A 19,914-nucleotide genomic window follows, 5' to 3' on the forward strand; every position below is an offset into this window, starting at 1 on the left:
TGCCCCCAACGCTGCGACATGTGACGATGGCGGTGTTATGACAGACCAGAAGACACTCGCCGAGCCCGAGACCAGCGGGCCGTACCGCCGCATGATGCGCCCCATGGAGGGCCGGCTCGTCGGCGGCGTCGCGCAGGGCCTGGCCGCGCAGCTCAAGCTCGACCCCGTCGTGATCAGGCTGGTGTTCGTGCTGCTCAGCGTGGTCGGCGGGGTCGGCGGTGTGGCGTACGCGGTGCTGTGGATGATCACGCCGCGCGAGCCGTACAGGGGAGAGCCGCCCGCCCGCGACTGGAGCCAGCTCGCCGCGTTCACGGCGATCGGGGTGGCGCTGCTCGCGTTCGGGTTCCTGACGGGAGCCTCGCGGGGCGGCATCGGCATGCTGCCGTTCGCGGTGGGCGGCATCGGCGGGCTGATCCTGTGGCAGCAGGCCGATCCCGACCGCCGCAAGAACTGGGTGAGCGGCGCGACCAAGAGCATCAGGAAGAACCGGGTGCGCACGCTCCTCGGCGTGATGCTCGTGGTGGCGGGCGGGATCGGCTTCCTGGTGGTCGAGGGCCAGCTCCAGGAGGCGGGCCAGGGCCTGCTGTTCACCACGGTCGTGGTCGGCGGGCTGGCGGTCATCGCCGCCCCGTGGCTGGCCGGCCTGTGGAAGGAGCTGCAGCTCGAACGGCGCGAGCGCATCCGTCAGGAGGAGCGCGCCGAGGTCGCCGCGATGGTGCACGACTCCGTTTTGCACACGTTGACGCTCATCCAGCGCGTCGCGCACGACTCGCGCGAGGTCACCCGCCTGGCCCGCTCCCAGGAGCGCGAGCTGCGCAACTGGCTCTACCAGCCGGCCCAGGACGCCGACGCCACCCTCGCCGCCGCCGTACGGCGCATCGCGGCCGAGGAGGAGGACGCGCACGGCGTGCCGATCGAGGTGGTCTGCGTCGGCGACATCGACCTCGACTCCGGCGGCAGGCTCGGGGCCATGCTCAAGGCGGCCCGGCAGTCGATGGTCAACGCCGCGAAATACTCTGAGAGTCCGTCCATTTCCGTGTACGCGGAAGTAGAGGGTGAAGAGGTCACGATTTTCGTGAAGGATCGGGGCAAGGGGTTCGACCTCGACGCGGTGCCGGTCGACAGGATGGGGATCAGGGAGTCCATCATCGGAAGGATGGAACGTCACGGCGGCGCCGCCAGGGTGCGTACCGAGCCTGGCGAGGGCACTGAAGTGATGCTGACGATGAAGGTGGAAAAGCAATGACGCGGGTGCTGATCGTGGACGACCACCGGCTCTTCCGCTCCGGCGTGCGGGCCGAGCTGGGCGACTCGATCGAGGTCGTGGGCGAGGCGGAGGACGTCGACTCGGCGGTCAAGGCCATCGCCGAGCTGCAGCCGGACGTCGTCCTGCTCGACGTCCACATGCCCGGCGGCGGCGGCCAGGAGGTGCTGCGCCGCGTGCTCGGCGCCGGCTCGCAGGTGCGCTTCCTCGCCCTGTCGGTGTCGGACGCGGCCGAGGACGTGATCGGCGTCATCCGCGGCGGCGCCCGCGGCTACGTCACCAAGAACATCAGCGGCAAGGAGCTGACCGACGCCATCAGCCGGGTCGCCGACGGCGACGCGGTCTTCTCGCCGCGTCTGGCCGGCTTCGTCCTCGACGCCTTCGCCTCCTCCGAGGCGCCTCCGATCGACCCCGAGCTCGACTCGCTGACGCAGCGCGAGCGCGAGGTGCTGCGGCTGATCGCCCGCGGTTACGCGTACAAGGAGATCGCCAAGGAGCTGTTCATCTCGGTCAAGACGGTGGAGACCCACGTCTCGTCGGTGCTGCGCAAGCTCCAGCTCTCCAACCGCCACGAGCTCTCCCGCTGGGCCACCGCCCGCCGCCTCGTCTGACCGTCGGGGAGAAAGTCGTCCATGAACGACTCCGGCTGGGCGTGGGCGAGGCTGGCGGCACCGGGAAGTCGGAGCGTAGGCGCCTTGCCTCAGCCCAGGACGAAGGCTGGGCGTGGTGGGGTGGTCTAACAAGGGACGGCGTGCGACATTCCAGGTATGGGCAGGGATGTGCCGATCGTCGTGTTCAGCCGGGACGACCGACGGAAGTACCGCGAGAAGGTCCACCGTTGCCTCGACGTCTTCGCGGAGCTGCTCCGGGAGTCGAAGTTCGAGGTCGACCGGTCGCTCGCCGGTCTGGAGATCGAGCTCAACATCGTGGACGGCGCCGGCGAGGCGTGCATGCGCAACGCCGAGGTGCTCGCCGCCATCGCGCGGCCTGACTGGGCCACCGAGCTGGGTCAGTTCAACGTCGAGATCAACATCGAGCCGCAGGAGCTCGGCGACGGCGGGGCCCGGCGGCTGGAGGACGACGTGCGCGCCCGGCTCAACCACGCCGAGGAGCGCGCCCGGTCGCAGGGCGCCCGTCTGATGCTGGTCGGCATCCTGCCCACGCTGCGGGAGCGGGACATCGGCGAGGGCACGCTCTCCGCCAACCCCCGCTACAAGCTGCTGAACGAGCAGATCTTCGCGGCCAGGGGCGAGGACCTGCACCTGCGGATCGAGGGCGTCGAACTGCTGGACACGCGCGCCGACAGCATCACCCCCGAGGCCGCCTGCACCAGTGTCCAGCTGCACCTGCAGGTCAGCCCGCCGGCCTTCGCGGCGCACTGGAACGCCGCCCAGGCCATCGCCGGCCCCCAGGTCGCCGTCGCCGCGAACTCCCCGTACCTGTTCGGCAAGGAGCTGCACCGCGAGACCAGGATCGCGCTCTTCGAGCAGGCCACCGACACCCGTCCGGACGAGCTGAAAGCACAGGGCGTGCGGCCCCGGGTGTGGTTCGGCGAGCGCTGGATCACCAGCGTCTTCGACCTGTTCGAGGAGAACGTCCGCTACTACCCGGCCCTGCTGCCCATCTGCGATGACGAGGACCCGAGGGCCGAGCTGGAACAGGGCCGCGTCCCGCAACTGCACGAGCTGACCCTGCACAACGGCACCGTCTACCGGTGGAACCGTCCCGTGTACGCGGTGGTGGACGGCCGCCCGCACCTGCGCGTGGAGAACCGGGTGCTCCCGGCCGGCCCGTCCGTGCTCGACATCGCGGCCAACGCCGCCTTCTACTACGGCCTGATGAGCGTGCTGCCGCACGCGGAGCGGCCGGTCTGGAGCCAGATGTCGTTCGCCGCCGCCGAGGAGAACCTCTACAACGCCGCCCGCCACGGTTTGGAGGCCCGGCTGTACTGGCCAGGGCTCGGCGAGGTGCCTGCGGACGAACTGATCCTGCGCCGCCTGCTGCCCATGGCGTACGAGGGACTGAACCTGCGGGGTGTGGACCACGACGTCTCCGCCCGCCTGCTGGGCGTCATCGAGGGCCGCTGCCTGACGGGCCGCACGGGCGCCACCTGGCAGGTCGAGAAGGTACGGGCGATCGGCGGCGACCGCCACGAGGCGCTGCGGGCGATGACGCTGGAGTACCTCGACCGTATGCACGCGAATGAACCCGTACATACCTGGGCAGTCTGAGGCATGTGACGCCTCCCCTCGTCGTGCGCCTCCTGCTCGTCGTGCTGCTGCTGGCCCCCGTCTCCGCCTGTGGTGTGATCGACGTGCCGTCGAGGGACCGGCGCGGGCTCGACTCGTTCGAGGACGACGTGTGGGGCGCCAGGACGCTGTCGGAGGAGTTCTGGAAGCAGCAGTTCGCGGCCTCCGGGATGACCTATCGCCCGGTCAACCGGTTCATCCCCTACTCGGGGACGAACGGGCCGCGTTGCGGCGGGCAGCCGTCCGTGCCGAACAACGCCTTCTACTGCTCGGCGGGACATTTCATCGCCTACGACGAGGAGTGGATGCGGGCGCTGTGGAGCCGGATGGGCGACGGCTCCGTCTATCTGATCATCCCGCACGAGTTCGGCCACGCCGTGCAGGCCCAGCTCCGCACCAGTTTCCGCCTCAACGTGGAGATGGAGCTGCAGGCCGACTGCTACGCGGGCGGCACGCTGCGCGCCCTGATCGACTCGGGGGCGCTGGTGGCCGAGCCGGGCGACGAGGACGAGCTCCTGCTCAACCTCGCCGCCGCCGGCGACCCGACCGACGACTGGCTCGACCCGGCGGCCCACGGTACGGCCGAGCAGCGCCAGCGGTCGTTCGCCGTCGGCTACACCCGCGGCGTGAGCGCCTGCTGACACCTCCCGCGATGTAGTCGCGTGTCAATCCCCAGGATGATGCGACTGATCTTGTACACGTCATAGCGTTAGCCCATGCCATTGGAGGAGATCGGCTGGCTGCGCAGGGGGGCCTGCAGATCCAGCGACCCGGAGCTCTTCTTCCCCCTCGCCCCCTCACCCGTCCAGGAGGCGCGGGCCAAGGCCGTCTGCGCGACGTGCCAGGTCCTCGCCGAGTGTCGTTCGTACGCGTTGAAGGCGGGCGAGGCCGATGGCATCTGGGGTGGGCTCACCCCGGAGGAGCGCCGCCGCTCCCGCGTTCCCGAAGGTGTGCGCCGCCCCGCGGCCTCATGACCCTCCGGCGCGGGTTAAGAGTGAGCGCGACTAATCTTCAAGGGTGCTGCTTCGCTCGATCGCCGTGCTGACCGCGGCCAACGTGCTCAACAACCGCGTCGCACCACGGCTCGGCCCCCTCACCTCCGCCGCGGCCACGGCGGCGCTGGTGGCGATGGCCCGCCGGTCCGGGGTCACGTGGGAGGAGCTCGGGTTCGAGCACGGGCGCCGGGGGGCCGTCATCGGCGGGGTGCTGGTGACGGGCGTGGCCGCGGTCTACACCGTCGGCATCACCCTCCCTCGCACCCGCCCGCTCTTCCACGACGAGCGGGCGCTGTCGCTCACCCGCGCCCGCGTCCTGGAGGAGGCCCTGCTCCAGGTCCCGTTCGGCACGGTGCTGCTGGAGGAGGTCGGGTTCCGCGGGGCGCTGCACGCGATGCTCCGCCGGGCCCACGGGCAGGCCACCGCCACGGCGGTGTCGTCGGCGCTGTTCGGCCTCTGGCACATCCTGCCGGCCGTCGACATGGCGCGCGCCAACCCGGCGCTGGGAGCCGTCGTCGCGGGCGAGTCCCCCGGGCGGCTCGACACGGCGCGGGTCGTGGCGGGCAGCGTGCTCTCGACGGCCGCCGCCGGGGTCCTGTTCACCGAGCTGCGCCGCCGGGGCGGGCTCCTCGCGCCCTCGATGCTGCATCTGGCGACCAACTCGCTGGGCTACCTCTTCGCCCGCCTCGCCGCGACCAGGACCGAGCCCGTCCAGCAGGAGGCCTCCCTCTGATGACGACGCGCGAACGGGAGATCACCGAGCCCGTGGACCTCTGCCTGCCCGACGGCCGGCTCAACCCGGCCGCCGTCGGCTGGACGCGGAGGCCGCTCCACCGGGCCAACCTGCGCGGCTGGGGCCGCACCAAGCGCTGGGAATACTGGGGCATCGTCACCCCGTCCCACATCATCGGCGTCGTGGCGTCCTCGCTCGACTACGCGGGCGTGCACGGCCTCTACGTCCTCGACCGCGCCGCCGGCGAGGAGATCAGCAGGGACGTCGTGGTGCCGTTCGCCCGCGGCACCGTCATGCCCGACCGCAGCGGGGAGGGCACCGCCGTCGCGAAGGGCGGCGGCGGGCTGGACATCCGGATCACCCAGACCCCCGGCGCCACCGCGCTGCGCGCCCGCGCGGAGGGCATCGAGGTCGACCTGGAGATGCCGTCGCGCGAGGGCCACGAGTCGCTCGGCGTGGTGGTGCCGTGGGGCCCGCGGCGCTTCCAGTACACGGTCAAGGACGTCGGCCGCCCGGTCCGGGGCAGGCTCGTGCTCGGCTCGGTCCCGTACGAGGTGCGCGAGGAAGACTCGTTCGCCGTGCTCGACCACGGGCGGGGGCGCTGGCCGTACTCGATCGCCTGGAACTGGGCGGCGGGCAGCGCGCCCGGGAAGGCGATCCAGCTCGGCGGGCGGTGGACGGCCGGCACCGGGATGACGGAGAACGCCCTGTTCATCGGCGGCCGGCTGCACAAGATCGGCGAGGAGCTGGCGTGGAGCTACGACCGCGCCGACTGGATGCGGCCGTGGCGGATCACCGGTCCCCGGGTGCAGGTGGAGTTCACGCCGTTCTACGAGCGGGTGGCCCGCACCGAGCTGGTGGTGGTGGGCTCCGAGACCCACCAGTGCTTCGGCCACTTCGCCGGCCGCGCCCAGGCCGACGACGGCACCTGGGTGGAGCTCGACGGGCTGACGGGGTGGGCGGAGGAGGCCCGGCAGCGCTGGTGATGTTCTCCCGGTGGTGAGGGTGCTTTCCGCCCCGGGATGAGGATCCTTCACCTCGCGGCCCTGGCCTGCGTTCATGCTCTTTGCCGCTGCTTTAAAGTCACTTCCGCGCCTCAACGTGTTCGATCGGACACGGAGAGTGCGTATATCAAGATCACACTTCGTGATATACGCTGGAGGTAACGGAGGTGGTGTTCCATGCGAACGGTCATCGACATCGACAAGGAACTCGTCCAGGCGGTCCAGGACAGGCTGGGGACGAGCAGCATGAAGGAAACGGTCCACTCGGCCCTGCAGGCGGTGCTCGACCGGGACGAGGAGACGGCGGACGCGATCGAGGCGTTCGAGTTCTGGCGGACGGAGGGGAGCCCGGATCTGCTGGATCCGGAGGTCATGAAGCACGCGTGGCGGCGACAGGAGTGATCTACCTGCTCGACACGAGCGCGCTGGCGCGCATCAGGACCAGCGACGTCGTCGCCAAGGCGCTCCACCCGCTCTACGCGGCTCGTGTCGTGGCCACGTGCGACATCATCGACCTGGAGGTCGGCTACAGCGCCCGTAACCACGCGCACTACAAGCGCATCATCCGCGCACAGCACCAGGTCATCAGGCTGTCCGCCGGGCCGGAAGTCTGGGCGCGCGCCCGCGAGGTCCAGCTGAAGCTGATCGAGGCCTCGCAGCATCGCGGCGTCAGCCCGCCGGACCTGCTCATCGCCGCCTGCGCCGAGGTGTACGGCGCGACGGTGCTCCACTACGACCGCGACTACGACCGGATCGCGGAGGTCACCGGGCAGCCGTCACTGTGGGTGGTGCCGCCCGGTTCGGTGCCGTAAGCCGGCCTATGTCGTGTTGACGACCTGGAAGCCCTCGGCGTAGTGCCCGTCGGGGAAGCCGGCCTGCCGCGCCCAGGCGGCGAAACGGTCCCTGACGATCTCCGCGAACCCCTCGATGTGACCCACCTGACTGGCGTGCGACTGCAGCGCCGCCAGTTTGCGGTCGACGACCGGCGTGATGTCCACCCAGTGGTTGCGGGTGGGCCCGCCCATGAGCCACACCTCACGCACCGTCCACGCCTCCAGGCCCTCCTCCTCGACGAGCTCGGGGAAGGCGTACGGGTTGCGCGCGTCGGGATAGACGGCGTCCAGGGTGGCGCCGCCGACCGCCCGGTGGTCGGGGTGGCTGGGGGCGATGAACTCGTAGTTGCGCTCGGGGTGATGGGTGATCACCAGCTCGGGCCGTACCTGCCTGATGACGCGGGCGATGTCCCTGCGCAGATCCAGCGACGGGACGACGGTCCCGTCGGCGCGGCCGAGGGAGCGCAGGTCGGTCACGCCGACGCACTTGGCCGCCTCGGCCTGCTCGGCGCGGCGCAGTTCGGCCATGCCGGAGTGGTCCAGGGAGCGGTCGTTGCCGCCCGCGTCGCCGTCGGTGACCAGCAGGTAGGTCACCTCCACGCCCTTGTCGGCGAACAGCGCCACGCTGCCGGCCGCGCCGAAGTCGGCGTCGTCCGGGTGCGCAGTCACGACGAGGACCCTGGTGATCTCACTCTCCGGCAGCATGGCTCCCCTTTCTGAGGCGTCTGTCCGCACAACGGGAGCCCGGTCCCCGGCATTCCGGGCGCCGATTGTCGGTGAGGGGGCCTAACCTAGGGGCGTGCCCACCCAAGTCTCTGTTGACCACCCTTTGCTCGACGGCCTCAACCCTCAGCAGCGCGAGGCCGTGCTCCACCACGGCAGCCCGCTGCTGATCGTCGCGGGCGCCGGGTCCGGCAAGACGCGGGTGCTCACCCACCGCATCGCCTACCTCCTGGCCGAGCGCGACGTCCATCCGGGCGAGATCCTGGCCATCACGTTCACCAACAAGGCCGCCCGCGAGATGAAGGAGCGCATCGACAAGCTCGTCGGCCCGCGCTCGCGGGCGATGTGGGTGATGACCTTCCACAGCGCGTGCATGCGCATCCTGCGCCGCGAGGCCAAGCGGCTCGGCTTCCCTTCGAGCTTCTCCATCTACGACCAGGCCGACTCCCAGCGCCTCATGGCCATGGTCTGCCGCGAGATGGAGCTCGACCCCAAGCGCTATCCGCCCCGGTCGTTCTCCGCCCAGGTCAGCAACTTCAAGAACGAGCTGATCGACTACGAGACCGCGATCGAGCGGGCGGGCTCCCACCTGGAGAAGACGCTCGCCCAGGCCTACAAGAGCTACCAGCTCAAGCTCACCGAGGCCGGCGCGATGGACTTCGACGACATCATCATGAACACGGTGACGCTCTTCCAGCTCTTCCCCGAGGTGGCGGAGCACTACCGGATGCGCTTCCGCCACGTCCTCGTCGACGAATACCAGGACACCAACCACGCGCAGTACATCCTGATCAGAGAGCTGGTCGGGTTCCCCGAGCTGCGCACCGCCGACGGCGACCAGGTGCGCTCCGGCACCAGCCAGTCGGAGCTGTGCGTGGTCGGCGACGCCGACCAGTCGATCTACGCCTTCCGCGGCGCGACGATCCGCAACATCCTCGAGTTCGAGCGCGACTACCCCGACGCCCGCACGATCCTGCTGGAGCAGAACTACCGCTCCACCCAGAACATCCTGGCCGCCGCCAACGCGGTCATCTCCCGCAACGAGTCGCGCAAGCCGAAGAACCTCTGGTCCGACCAGGGCGACGGGCCCAAGATCGTGGGATACGTCGCCGACAACGAGCACGACGAGGCCGTGTTCGTGGCGCAGGAGGTCGACCGGCTGGCCGACGAGGAGGACGTCAGGCCGGGCGACGTCGCGGTCTTCTACCGCACCAACGCCGCCTCCCGCGTGTTCGAGGAGATCTTCATCCGCACCGGCCTGCCCTACAAGGTCGTCGGCGGGGTGCGCTTCTACGAGCGCAAGGAGGTCAAGGACCTGCTGGCCTACCTCCGGGTGCTGGCCAACCCGCTCGACGTGGTGTCGCTGCGCCGCATACTCAACGTGCCCAAGCGCGGCATCGGCGACCGGGCCGAGGCGATGGTGGAGGCGTTCGCGGCGCGCGAGCGGATCCCGTTCTGGGAGGGCCTGCGGCGGGCCGACGAGGCGCCGGGCATGGCCACCCGCTCGCTCAACGCGATCAGGGAGTTCGTCGCGATGATCGATGAGCTGATCGCCAAGGGCGAGGGCGTGCCGCCGTCCGCGCTGGCCGAGGAGGTGCTGGTGGCCACCGGCTACCGCGCCGAGCTGGAGGCGTCCGAAGATCCTCAGGACGAGTCCCGCCTGGAGAACCTCCAGGAGCTGGTCTCGGTGGCCGGCGAGTTCGAGGAGGCCAACCCCGAGGGCACGCTCGTGGAGTTCCTGGAGCAGGTGTCGCTGGTGGCCGACGCCGACCAGATCCCCGAGCAGGACGGCGGCCAGGGCGTGGTGACGCTGATGACGCTCCACACCGCCAAGGGCCTGGAGTTCCCGGTGGTGTTCCTGACCGCCATGGAAGACGGCGTCTTCCCCCACATCCGCTCCATCGGCGAGCCGAAGGAGCTGGAGGAGGAGCGCCGCCTGGCCTACGTCGGCATCACCCGCGCCCAGCAGCGTCTCTACCTGACGCGGGCGGCGGTGCGCAGCTCGTGGGGCGCGCCGTCGTTCAACCCGGCCTCGCGGTTCGTCAACGAGGTGCCGGCCAAGCTGGTCGAGTGGCGCACCGACCCCGACAAGTCGGCGTGGAGCGCCGCCACCCGCCGCGAGCCCGCCCCGGCCGCGGCCCCGAAGAAGACCGGCGGCCGGGCCGTCCCGTCGCTGACGCCGGGCGACCGGGTCACCCACGACGCGTTCGGTCTCGGCACCGTGGTGTCGGTCGACGGCGTGGCCGAGAAGACCAAGGTCAAGATCGACTTCGGCTCGGGCGGTGAGAAGACGCTCCTGCTCGCGTACGCGCCGCTGGAGAAGCTCTGACCCCGTACGTCAGCTCTGGGCGGTGCGCAGGGCGCTGCCCTTCTTCCACTGGGTCCAATTGAGCTGCCAGTAGCTCCAGCCGTTGTTCCACTGGAGCTTGCGCTTGGTGCCGACGATCTTGACGACGTCGCCGCGCTGGCTGATCTGGTAGAACCACTTGGCCCCGGCAGGGGTGGCGCGCACGCAGCCGTGGCTCTGGTTGGACCGGCCGAGATACTGGTAGTCGCCGAAGCTCTGGTGGACGTACTCGCCGCTGTCGGAGATGCGCACCGCCCACGGGATCTCCTCCTTGTAGTAGCGGGGGTCCTTCGGGTCGGTCACCCCCATCCACGACGAGGTCATGGTCTCCACGGCCTTCTTGCCCATGGTCAGGTGGACGCCGCTGGTGGTCAGGTAGACGTCGACGCCGTTCCTGACCAGCCCGCCGCGGCCGGCGCTGATCGGGATCTTCTTGGCCAGCTTGCCGTTGCGGTAGACCTTCATGACGTGCTTGCGGGTGTCGACCAGCGACACGTGCTTGGCGCCGACGGCGAAGCGGCGGCTGACGTTCTTCGCCTTCTCGTTGCCGGGGATCTCGCTGAGCAGGGCCTTGAACAGCACCTTCTGGTAGGGCTTCCAGTAGGTCTTGGTGCGGTAGATGACCTTGCGCGGCGACACCCACCGCCAGGCGCCCTCGACGGGCTGCTCCGCCTCGACCTGGAGCACGGACTCGACGGCGGCCTTGTCGGGCACGTCGCGGTCGAAGGTGACGATGATGGGGAAGCCGACGCCCACCTTCTCCGTCTTCTCGCCCATGGGGGTGATGTCGGCGATGCCTATCTTGAACTTCTTCTTCGCCTTCGTGACGGTTTGAGCCGCCTGCACCGTCTGCGGCCGGGCGGCCTGCTGAGCGACGGGGGCGCCCTCCGCCGCGCAGGCCACCGCCGTCACCAGCGCGGCGGCGGCGAGAATCCGGGGGAAGACATTCACGGGTCGTACTCCTGAGCTATGGTTCTCCGCGTTACGCGTCTGTACGTGTGACAATTGGGACGCGTGTTTCGACGGCGGATAACTCGTCACGATGTTGTAACGGTCCAAAGGAGCACGAACCCGCAGAAGCGAAACGCCCCCTCCTCCCGGCGAGACCAGGAGAAGGAGGCGAAAGCCGGGGGCGTCAGCCGCCGATCTTGCCGACGTTCACGCCCTTCAGGATCTCGATGTCCTCGAGCGTGTCCTCCGAGCCTTCCTTCGGCTTGGTGGTGGCGTCGTCCTCGGTCGGCGCCTTGATGCTGACCTTGGTGCCCCAGCCGCTGTAGCGGGTGTCCACGCTCAGGGTCTCGTTCTTCTTCGGCGTGCCGTCGAGGACGCCGAACGGGTACGTGGTCACCAGCCGCGTCGGCAGGCCCTTGGCGTCGACGCTCAGCCGCCAGGAGATCTGGGCCCCCAGCAGCTTGGCCGAGGGCTTGTCGAGCTGGAGCGTGGCGCGGAACCAGGGGGACACCTTGCGGATGTCCCTGATGGTGACCTTGCCGGCGTAGCCGCCCTTGACGGCCTTGGCGTTCTTGAACATGGTCCTGAGCGTGACCGGCTCGGCGACGTTCAGCGGCTGCCCGACGACGCCGCTGAGTCCGCCGGTCGGGCCGTTCGGCATCTTGAACCAGGTCTTGCCCTCGGGCACGACCCCGGCCCAGATGCCGCCGGACAGGTACGAGGTCTTGCCCAGCCAGATCGTGCGCTCCGGCTTGGCCATCGCCTTGACCAACTCGGGAGCTTCCTCACCGAGATCGCTGGCCTTGATGTTGAACTTGCCGGTGATGTCCGAGGCGGCGACGCCGTTCTTGCGGAAGCCGATCGTGCCGGTGCGCCGGACGAAGATCTCGCGCATGAAGGAAGTGCTGAGAGTGGTGCGCTCGGAGAACTTGACGCCCTTGCCGGCGACAAGCTGCTTCTTCACGGCGGCGACCGGGTTCTTCGGCGCGATTTGTGCCTGTGCGGGGACGGCCATGACGAACGTCGCGGCGCATGCGATCGCCAGTCCCGTGATTAGACGCTTCATTGCGATTCTCGATTCATGGAGGGGGAGGTGGACATGGCAGGACCATGTCGTGTCGCGCATTACCGAATGCCTCTCGTACGAGAGAGGAAAGGTGGAGCTAGCCGCCGACGCCGAGAGAGCTGATCGCGTTGTCCGGGATCTCCGACGGCACTTCGGTGTCGGGGAGCCCGGCGATCAGGTCGGCGCTGTCGATCCACTGCGACTTCGGCGGAGCCGTGATCTTGACCTTGGCGCCCCAGCCGGTGTAGCGGCTCTCGGTGATCGCGCGGCTGCTGCCCATGATGCCGTAGTCGAGCGTCATGTCGCTGACCACTCGGGTGATCAGGCCTTTACCATTGGTGTCGAGCAGGTACTTTACCTTGATCTTGCTCATGGTGCCGCTCAGTTTCACGCCCTGGAACCTGGCCAGTTCCTTGAGGGTGATCGTGCCCTTGTAGTCGCCCTTGACGTTCTCGGCCTTGGCGACCAGGCCCTTGAGCACCTTCGGGTTGAAGATGTCGACCGTCTGGTTCGACTGGTAGGCGACCACGTCTTCGTAGCGGATCCACTTCTTGCCTTCGGGCAGTTCGTCCGCGAACATGCCGCCCTGCATGTACGTGTGGCCGCCGATGCTGATCACGCGGGTCCCGAGGAGGCTGGGCAGCGGTGTCGCCCTCTGGCCCTTCGGCGACTTGACGCGGTGGCTCACGTCGGCGCCGACCACGCCGGACTTGCCGAACGCGAGCTTTCCGGTCGTCAGGGTGACGCCCGCGGCCTTTCCATCGCGGAAACTACGGACCGTTTCGGAAACGCGCACTCCGTGTCCGGGCTTGAACTGCTTTTTGAGCGTTTTGACCGGGTCCGCCGTCGCAGCCTGCGCTGGCGCCACCGTAGCCAGCGTCGCCGCGGTGGCCAATGCCAGCCCGGCAATGACTCTTCTCATCGTTGTCCTCGGTTGAAAAGGAAGGGGAAAAAGGTATCTTGCCGATCGAAGATCACAGCGATATCTCAATAGGCGGACAAGAGCTGATGATTCGGTGCACATTTCGTGCAGGCGGAGTGAGATCACCGTCACATCCAGGCACAACCGCGACCCGGTGACCGGGAAGGGTCAAGTCTGGGGCTAGGCTTCACTGGCGGAAACGCCCGGCACGGACGTACGGGGTGGCCCGGGCCGTCGAACATTCAGTCGGAGAAGCAAGGACGGACCCTCGTGGACCTGTTCGAACATCAGGCGAAGGAACTCTTCGCCGACTACGGCATCCCGGTGCCACGCGGCATCGTCGCCCACACCGTGGAGGAGGCACGCGCGGCCGCCGAGGAGCTCACCGGTCGCGTCGTCGTCAAGGCGCAGGTGAAGACCGGTGGCCGCGGCAAGGCCGGCGGCGTCAAGGTGGCCGACGACGCCGCCGACGCCGTCGAGAAGGCCCAGGCCATCCTGGGCATGGACATCAAGGGCCACACGGTGCACAAGGTGCTCGTGGAGGAGGCCAGCGCGATCGCGGAGGAGTACTACTTCTCCTTCCTGCTCGACCGCGCCAACCGCACCTTCCTGGCCATCTGCTCCGCCGCGGGCGGAATGGACATCGAAGAGGTCGCCCACTCGACCCCCGAGAAGGTCGCCAAGGTGCCGGTCTCGCCGCTGACCGGCGTCGACCGCGCCACGGCCCGCGAGATCGCGGCGGCCGGCGGGCTGCCGGAGAAGGCGCTCGACGGCGCGGCCGAGCTCATCGAGAAGCTCTGGTGCGCGTTCGTCGACGAGGACGCCAGCCTCGTCGAGGTCAACCCGATGATCCTGTCGGCCGACGGCCAGGTGAAGGCCCTCGACGGCAAGGTCACGCTCGACGACAACGCCTCCTTCCGCCAGCCCGACCACGAGGCCTTCGTCGACCAGGCAGCCGAGGACCCGCTGGAGGCCGCGGCCAAGGCCAAGGACCTCAACTACGTCAAGCTCGACGGCACCGTCGGCATCATCGGCAACGGCGCCGGCCTGGTCATGTCCACGCTCGACGTGGTCGCCTACGCGGGCGAGGCCTTCCCCGGCAAGCCCGCCCCGGCCAACTTCCTCGACATCGGCGGCGGCGCGTCCGCCGAGGTCATGGCGGCCGGCCTGGAGATCATCATGTCCGACCCGTCGGTCAAGTCGATCTTCGTCAACGTGTTCGGCGGCATCACCGCCTGCGACGCCGTGGCCAACGGCATCGTCTCGGCGTTCAAGCTGCTGGAGAGCCGCGGCGAGTCGGTCAACCACCCGCTGGTGGTCCGCCTCGACGGCAACAACGCCCAGCTCGGGCGACAGATCCTGGCCGACGCCGCGCTCCCGCGCGTCGAGCTGGTCGACACGATGGACGACGCGGCCAAGCGGGCCGCCGAGCTCGCTGCGGTAGGTGCGTGACACATGGCTATCTGGCTGACCGAGAACAGCAAGATCATCGTTCAGGGCATGACCGGTTCGGAGGGCACCAAGCACACCCGCCGCATGCTCGCCGCCGGCTCCCGCGTCGTAGGCGGCGTCAACGCCCGCAAGGCCGGCACCACCCACGAGGGCCTGCCCGTGTTCGGCACGGTCAAGGAGGCGATGGAGAAGACGCGCGCCGACGTGTCCGTCGTCTTCGTCCCCCCGGCGTTCACCAAGGACGCCGTCAAGGAGGCCGTCGACGCCGAGATCCCGCTCTGCGTGGTGATCACCGAAGGCGTGCCGGTCCACGACACCACCGAGTTCTGGGCGTACGCGACCGAGAAGGGCAACAAGACCCGCATCATCGGCCCCAACTGCCCCGGCATCGCCTCTCCCGGCGCCTCCAACGCCGGCATCATCCCCGCCGACATCACCACCGCGGGCCGCATCGGCCTGGTGTCGAAGTCCGGCACGCTGACCTACCAGCTCATGTACGAGCTGCGCGACTTCGGCTTCTCCACCGCCGTGGGCATCGGCGGCGACCCGGTCATCGGCACCACGCACATCGACTGCCTCCAGGCGTTCCAGGACGACCCCGGCACCGACGCGATCGTGATGATCGGCGAGATCGGCGGCGACGCCGAGGAGCGCGCGGCCGCCTACATCGAGAAGCACGTCACCAAGCCGGTCGTCGCCTACGTCGCGGGCTTCACCGCGCCCGAGGGCAAGACCATGGGCCACGCCGGCGCCATCGTCTCCGGCTCGGCCGGCACCGCCCAGGCGAAGAAGGAGGCCCTGGAGAAGGTCGGCGTGCGCGTCGGCAAGACCCCCTCCGAGACCGCCCGCCTGATGCGGGAGATCATGCAGTCACGCTAGACAGCGGCGAAGGCCCCCACGGACGGCTCGTTCGTCCGGGCGGGGCCTTCCGCGTGTCCGGGGCTCGGAAAGCCCGTGCCCGTCGCGGAAACACCGTATAAACCGGGCGGGTGCGGCGCGTCAACCAAGCGCCGGTCGGAAAAGATTGAGAAAATCACTTGTTGTGACGGCGATACTCGACCAGCTCCGCACCGCCCCCCGGTCGGTTCTCGGCAAGCTGCCGGGGGTCTCGGGTGACGACGAGTCCCGCCGGCCCCTGCCCGTGTCCGGCATGCTCGCCGCCGCCATCGCGCTGGGTGCCGGGCTCGCCGTCCTCACCACGCTCACCATCGTCGGCTGGATGGCCGCCCCGCGCGGCGCGCTCGGCCAGGGGCTGCCCGGCGTGTTCCGCACGGCCGCGCAGATCTGGCTGGCCGCCCACCACGCGGGCTTCGACATCCCCGGCGGCCGGGTCGGGCTTCTGCCCCTGGGCCTGATGGTGCTGCCCGCCCTGCTGCTCTACAAGGCGGGGCGGTGGATGGCCCGCGACGCCGACCTGCGGCTGCGGCTGCCGGCCCGGCTGCCGAAGAACAGCCCGAAGGAGAAGGCCAACGCGCGGCGCCGGGCCCAGCTCGTGCTGGTCGTGCAGGCGGGCGTCTCGCTCGCGGCCCCCTATGCCATGCTGGCCGGCGGCATCGCGCTGGCCACCACCAACGACCTCACCAAGCCGTCCATCGGCGAGGCGCTGATCAGCCACTTCCTCCTGGCCTTCCTGGCCGGCACGCTCGCCGTCGCGCGAACGATCGGGCCGTGGCGGGTGATGCCGAGGCTGCTGCCCGAGCGGGTGCGGGCGGTGACCGTCGGCACGGCGGTGGCCACCGCGATCATGCTCGCGGCCGGGCTGGTGCTCGTGCTGGTCGCCATCGTGCTCAACTTCGACCAGGTGCGGGAGCTGTCCGACGTGCTCGCGCCGGGGTTCGTGGGCGGCGTGCTGCTCCTGCTGGTGCAGCTGCTCTACCTGTTCAACGTGGTCATCTGGGGGCTGTCCTACATCGCCGGGCCGGGGTTCGCGGTCGGCGCGGACACGCTGGTCGCGCCGACGGGCGTGCAGCTCGGCACGGTGCCGAGCCTGCCGATGCTGGGCGCGCTGCCCGACAGCGGCCCGGCGCCCGTCTGGATGATGGCGGTGATCGCGCTGCCGTTCGCGGCGGGCGCGGTGGCGGGCGTCGTGGTCGCCAGGATCTCGCCCTCTCCCGCGTACGAGGCCGCGCCGCTCTGGGGTTTCCTCACCGGCGTCACGACCGGGCTGGTGGCGGCGGCGCTGGCCGCGTTGTCCGGCGGGCCGATCGGCGGCGGCAGGCTGACGGTCGTCGGGCCGCCGGCGTGGGAGGTGGCCCTGTCGGTCGGGCTGGAGGTGGGCGTGGCCGCCGGCATCTCCGCCGGCGTGACCAACCTGCTGCTGCTCAGCCGCAAGGCCCGCGCGCCGCTCGACAAGGCCGCCGCGCCGGTGCGGAAGGCGGGGGCGGCGATCGCCAGGGCGGCCAGCAAGGTCGGGCTGGCCGAGTCGGACGCCCGCCCGCTGCCCGGCCACTGGATGGACGCCACCGAGGCCGACACGCAGCCCATCCCGGTCATCAGGGACGACTGGCAGGACGAGCACGCGTCGGCCGCCGCCGAGACCCTGGCCCAGGCGCGCCCGCGCGCCCCGCTGGACGAGGCGCCGCGGAGCCGCAAGGACATCGTGGACGAGTCAGACGACAAGGGCGGCCACGTGATCTACGTGGACCCGTACGCCTGGGACCGCGACTGATCAGGGCTGCGCCGCGCCGAGCAGCTCCAGCACGTCGGGCGGCAGCTTCTTCTCGGCCGCCTCCCTGAACTGCACGAAGCACTCGCCCTGCGACTGAACCGTGCCGGCGCCCTTCATGCACTCCTGGTAGGCGGAGTTCTCGTCCATCAGGTAGACCTGCATGCCGGTGGCCCCGGCGGAGAGCAGCAGCGCGGCCGTCGCCACGGCGATGCCGCCCGACGCCACGCCGGTGGGTTTGCCCGCGCCTCTCAGCAGCGGGAGCGCGCGGATGCCGGCCACGAGCGCGAACACCGCCATGACCAGCCCGGCCAGCGGCAGCATGAACGTCATGGCCAGCGCTGCGATGGACAACCAGATCGCTCGGCGGCCCGCGGACTCCGCGGGCTGCTGACCGGCCGGTGCTTGCACCGGTGTCGACACCTGACCTCCTCTGCGTCACCGGGCGAGTAACGGATACGCTTGCAGCCCCACCCCACGATTGTCCATGGGAGAGTGCGTGTCTAAGGCTGGGCGGCTCGTCGTCCTCGTCTCCGGCTCTGGAACAAACCTACAGGCCCTGCTGGACGCTTCCGCCGATCCTTCGTACGGGGCCCGCGTGGTGGCCGTCGGCGCCGACCGCGATGGGATCGAAGGTTTGGCCAGGGCGTCACGCGCAGGCGTACCCACTTTTGTGCGAAATTTGCGTGATTATCCGAATCGTGAGGATTGGGATGCCGCGATCGCCGCGGAGATCGCGGCCCACAAGCCCGATCTGGTGATCTCGGCCGGCTTCATGAAGATTCTCGGCGCTCCGACGCTGGACTCGTTCCCGGTCGTCAACACCCACCCCGCGCTGCTGCCGTCGTTCCCGGGGGCTCACGGTGTGCGCGACGCGCTCGCGTACGGGGTCCAGGTGACGGGCTGCACCGTGATGCTGGCCGACGCCGGCGTCGACACCGGGCCGATCATCGCCCAGGAGGCCGTGCGCGTGCTGCCGGGCGACGACGAGTCCGAGCTGCACGAGCGCATCAAGACCGTCGAGCGCCGGCTGCTCGTCGACACTGTCGGCCGGATGGTCCGCGAGGGCTGGACGGTCAGCGGACGCGTCGTCCGCATCGGCAACAACATTGGAGGGGAAAACTCGTGACCCGCATCGCCATCCGGCGTGCCCTGATCGCCGTGTACGACAAGTCGGGGCTGGAAGAGCTGGCCAGGGCTCTCGACGGTGCGGGGGTGGAGATCGTGTCGACGGGCGGCACGGCCGCCGCCATCGCGTCCTACGGCATCCCGGTGACCAAGGTCGAGCAGCTCACCGGCTTCCCCGAGTGTCTCGACGGGCGCGTCAAGACGCTCCACCCGCGGGTGCACGCCGGGCTGCTCGCCGACCTCGGCAAGCCGCACCACGTGCAGCAGCTGGAGGAGCTGGAGATCGACCCGTTCCAGCTCGTGGTGGTCAACCTCTACCCGTTCGAGCAGACGGTGGCCTCGGGGGCGTCGCCGGAGGAGTGCGTCGAGCAGATCGACATCGGCGGCCCCGCCATGATCCGCGGCGCCGCCAAGAACCACAACACCTGCGCGGTCGTGGTCGACCCCGGCTTCTACGGCGAGGTGTCCGCCGCGCTGGAGCAGGGCGGGTTCAGCAAGGCCGAGCGCAAGCGGCTGGCGGGCATCGCCTACGCCCACACCGCCGCCTACGACGTGGCCGTGGCCTCGTGGTTCGGCAGCGCGTACGCGGCCGAGGAGGAGTGGCCCGCGTTCATGGGCGCGACCTGGCGGCGCAAGGCCGAGCTGCGCTACGGCGAGAACCCCCACCAGGGCGCCGCCCTCTACACCTCGGGAGCGGACGGGCTGGCCAACGCCGAGCAACTGCACGGCAAGGAGATGTCCTACAACAACTACCTCGACGCCGACGCCGCCTGGCGGGCCGCGTGGGACTTCACCGACCCGTGCGTGGCCATCATCAAGCACCAGAACCCGTGCGGCATCGCCGTCGGCGCCGACGTGGCCGAGGCGCACCGCAAGGCCCACGCGTGCGACCCGGTCTCCGCCTACGGCGGCGTGATCGCCGTCAACGGGCCGGTCACGGCGTCCCTGGCCCGGCAGATCGCCGAGGTGTTCACCGAGGTCGTGGTGGCGCCCGCGTTCGAGCCCGAGGCGCTGGAGATCCTCACCAGGAAGAAGAACCTTCGCCTGCTGGTCTGCCCCGCCGGCCCGGCCAACGCGGCCGAGTTCCGCCGGATCGACGGCGGCCTGCTCGTCCAGCAGGTCGACCGGGTCGACGCGGCCGGCGACGACCCGTCCACCTGGCAGCTCAAGGCGGGCGAGCCGGCCTCTCCGGAGATGCTGGCCGACCTGGCGTTCGCCTGGCGGGCCGCGCGCTCGGTCAAGTCCAACGCGATCCTGCTGGCCAGCGACGGCGCCACCGTGGGCGTGGGCATGGGGCAGGTCAACCGGGTCGACTCCTGCCGCCTCGCGGTCAGCCGGGCGGGCGAGCGCGCGACGGGCGCGGTGGCCGCGTCCGACGCGTTCTTCCCGTTCCCCGACGGGCCGCAGGTGCTCATCGAGGGCGGCGTGAAGGCCATCGTCGAGCCCGGCGGCTCCGTACGCGACCAGGAGGTCATCGACGCGGTGGAGAAGGCGGGCGTCACGCTCTACTTCACCGGCACGCGGCACTTCTTCCACTGATCGACGGCTCGGCGGCCCGGACCCCGGGCCGCCGATTTGCCGG

Annotated in this window: 20 protein-coding genes; 15 read left to right on the plus strand and 5 right to left on the minus strand. The window is 69.9% G+C overall.

All coding sequences use genetic code 11. The features are described 5' to 3' along the window. Positions 1-37: 37 nt before the first annotated feature. The 9 genes from FR742_RS42905 (at position 38) to FR742_RS42945 (ending at position 7,057) form a co-directional block, all read left to right on the plus strand. Positions 38-1,246 (plus strand): ATP-binding protein, encoded by a 1,209-nt coding sequence (locus tag FR742_RS42905; protein ID WP_148036883.1) that lies wholly within the window; start codon positions 38-40, stop codon positions 1,244-1,246. Then, positions 1,243-1,875: a response regulator transcription factor gene (locus FR742_RS42910; protein ID WP_148036884.1), complete on the plus strand. Its 633-nt coding sequence runs from the start codon at positions 1,243-1,245 to the stop codon at positions 1,873-1,875. The genes FR742_RS42905 and FR742_RS42910 overlap by 4 nt, the downstream gene beginning before the upstream one ends. Positions 1,876-2,031: 156 nt before the next feature. Next, a complete protein-coding gene (locus FR742_RS42915; RefSeq protein WP_148036885.1) occupies positions 2,032-3,495 on the plus strand; it encodes a glutamate--cysteine ligase in 1,464 nt (487 codons plus the stop codon). A gap of 5 nt (positions 3,496-3,500) precedes the next feature. After that, on the plus strand, positions 3,501-4,154 hold the full coding sequence (locus FR742_RS42920; RefSeq protein ID WP_148036886.1) for a neutral zinc metallopeptidase: 654 nt from the start codon (positions 3,501-3,503) through the stop codon (positions 4,152-4,154). A 75-nt stretch (positions 4,155-4,229) separates the two neighbouring features. Then, the gene (locus FR742_RS42925) at positions 4,230-4,487 is read left to right on the plus strand and encodes a WhiB family transcriptional regulator (protein ID WP_148036887.1); all 258 of its coding nucleotides are present in this window, start codon (positions 4,230-4,232) and stop codon (positions 4,485-4,487) included. Between the two features lie 43 nt (positions 4,488-4,530). Then, positions 4,531-5,241: a CPBP family intramembrane glutamic endopeptidase gene (locus FR742_RS42930; RefSeq protein WP_148036888.1), complete on the plus strand. Its 711-nt coding sequence runs from the start codon at positions 4,531-4,533 to the stop codon at positions 5,239-5,241. Beyond that, entirely contained in the window at positions 5,241-6,227 is a 987-nt protein-coding gene (locus tag FR742_RS42935; RefSeq protein WP_148036889.1) for a DUF2804 domain-containing protein, read from the plus strand. The genes FR742_RS42930 and FR742_RS42935 overlap by 1 nt, the downstream gene beginning before the upstream one ends. 195 nt (positions 6,228-6,422) lie before the next feature. Beyond that, positions 6,423-6,647, plus strand: coding sequence for a type II toxin-antitoxin system VapB family antitoxin (locus FR742_RS42940; protein ID WP_148036890.1), 225 nt, complete (start codon positions 6,423-6,425; stop codon positions 6,645-6,647). Continuing rightward, positions 6,629-7,057, plus strand: coding sequence for a PIN domain nuclease (locus FR742_RS42945; RefSeq protein ID WP_148036891.1), 429 nt, complete (start codon positions 6,629-6,631; stop codon positions 7,055-7,057). Before FR742_RS42940 ends, FR742_RS42945 begins: the two co-directional genes overlap by 19 nt. Positions 7,058-7,063: 6 nt before the next feature. Here the strand turns inward: FR742_RS42945 and FR742_RS42950 are convergent, their stop codons facing one another. Then, positions 7,064-7,783: a PIG-L deacetylase family protein gene (locus FR742_RS42950; protein ID WP_148036892.1), complete on the minus strand. Its 720-nt coding sequence runs from the start codon at positions 7,781-7,783 to the stop codon at positions 7,064-7,066. Positions 7,784-7,907: 124 nt separating this feature from the next. Between FR742_RS42950 and pcrA the strand changes: the two genes are divergently transcribed. After that, on the plus strand, positions 7,908-10,130 hold the full coding sequence (pcrA, locus tag FR742_RS42955; protein WP_148037301.1) for a DNA helicase PcrA: 2,223 nt from the start codon (positions 7,908-7,910) through the stop codon (positions 10,128-10,130). A 9-nt stretch (positions 10,131-10,139) separates the two neighbouring features. On the opposite strand, the gene FR742_RS42960 is transcribed toward pcrA, so the two are convergent. The 3 genes from FR742_RS42960 to FR742_RS42970 form a co-directional block, all read right to left on the minus strand. Further along, positions 10,140-11,099, minus strand: a complete 960-nt coding sequence (locus FR742_RS42960; protein WP_148036893.1) for a L,D-transpeptidase — start codon at positions 11,097-11,099, stop codon at positions 10,140-10,142. Positions 11,100-11,283: 184 nt separating this feature from the next. Then, the gene (locus FR742_RS42965) at positions 11,284-12,165 is read right to left on the minus strand and encodes a hypothetical protein (RefSeq protein WP_148036894.1); all 882 of its coding nucleotides are present in this window, start codon (positions 12,163-12,165) and stop codon (positions 11,284-11,286) included. Between the two features lie 97 nt (positions 12,166-12,262). Next, the gene (locus FR742_RS42970) at positions 12,263-13,087 is read right to left on the minus strand and encodes a hypothetical protein (RefSeq protein ID WP_148036895.1); all 825 of its coding nucleotides are present in this window, start codon (positions 13,085-13,087) and stop codon (positions 12,263-12,265) included. 270 nt (positions 13,088-13,357) lie between these two features. Here FR742_RS42970 and sucC point away from each other — a divergent pair, with 270 nt between their 5' ends. The 3 genes from sucC (at position 13,358) to FR742_RS42985 (ending at position 17,207) form a co-directional block, all read left to right on the plus strand. After that, on the plus strand, positions 13,358-14,539 hold the full coding sequence (sucC, locus tag FR742_RS42975; RefSeq protein WP_148036896.1) for an ADP-forming succinate--CoA ligase subunit beta: 1,182 nt from the start codon (positions 13,358-13,360) through the stop codon (positions 14,537-14,539). A 3-nt stretch (positions 14,540-14,542) separates the two neighbouring features. Further along, on the plus strand, positions 14,543-15,418 hold the full coding sequence (gene sucD, locus FR742_RS42980) for a succinate--CoA ligase subunit alpha (RefSeq protein ID WP_148036897.1): 876 nt from the start codon (positions 14,543-14,545) through the stop codon (positions 15,416-15,418). A gap of 163 nt (positions 15,419-15,581) precedes the next feature. Continuing rightward, on the plus strand, positions 15,582-17,207 hold the full coding sequence (locus tag FR742_RS42985) for a DUF6350 family protein (RefSeq protein ID WP_148036898.1): 1,626 nt from the start codon (positions 15,582-15,584) through the stop codon (positions 17,205-17,207). On the opposite strand, the gene FR742_RS42990 is transcribed toward FR742_RS42985, so the two are convergent. After that, positions 17,208-17,627: a hypothetical protein gene (locus FR742_RS42990; protein ID WP_261809072.1), complete on the minus strand. Its 420-nt coding sequence runs from the start codon at positions 17,625-17,627 to the stop codon at positions 17,208-17,210. Positions 17,628-17,703: 76 nt separating this feature from the next. Between FR742_RS42990 and purN the strand changes: the two genes are divergently transcribed. Together purN and purH are read left to right on the plus strand one after the other, a co-directional pair. Then, on the plus strand, positions 17,704-18,333 hold the full coding sequence (purN, locus tag FR742_RS42995) for a phosphoribosylglycinamide formyltransferase (RefSeq protein ID WP_261809073.1): 630 nt from the start codon (positions 17,704-17,706) through the stop codon (positions 18,331-18,333). After that, a complete protein-coding gene (purH, locus tag FR742_RS43000; protein ID WP_148036900.1) occupies positions 18,330-19,871 on the plus strand; it encodes a bifunctional phosphoribosylaminoimidazolecarboxamide formyltransferase/IMP cyclohydrolase in 1,542 nt (513 codons plus the stop codon). Before purN ends, purH begins: the two co-directional genes overlap by 4 nt. The last annotated feature ends 43 nt before the right edge of the window (positions 19,872-19,914 follow it).

Source organism: Nonomuraea sp. C10 (assembly GCF_008017515.1).
Classification (GTDB): Bacteria; Actinomycetota; Actinomycetes; order Streptosporangiales; family Streptosporangiaceae; genus Nonomuraea; species Nonomuraea ferruginea.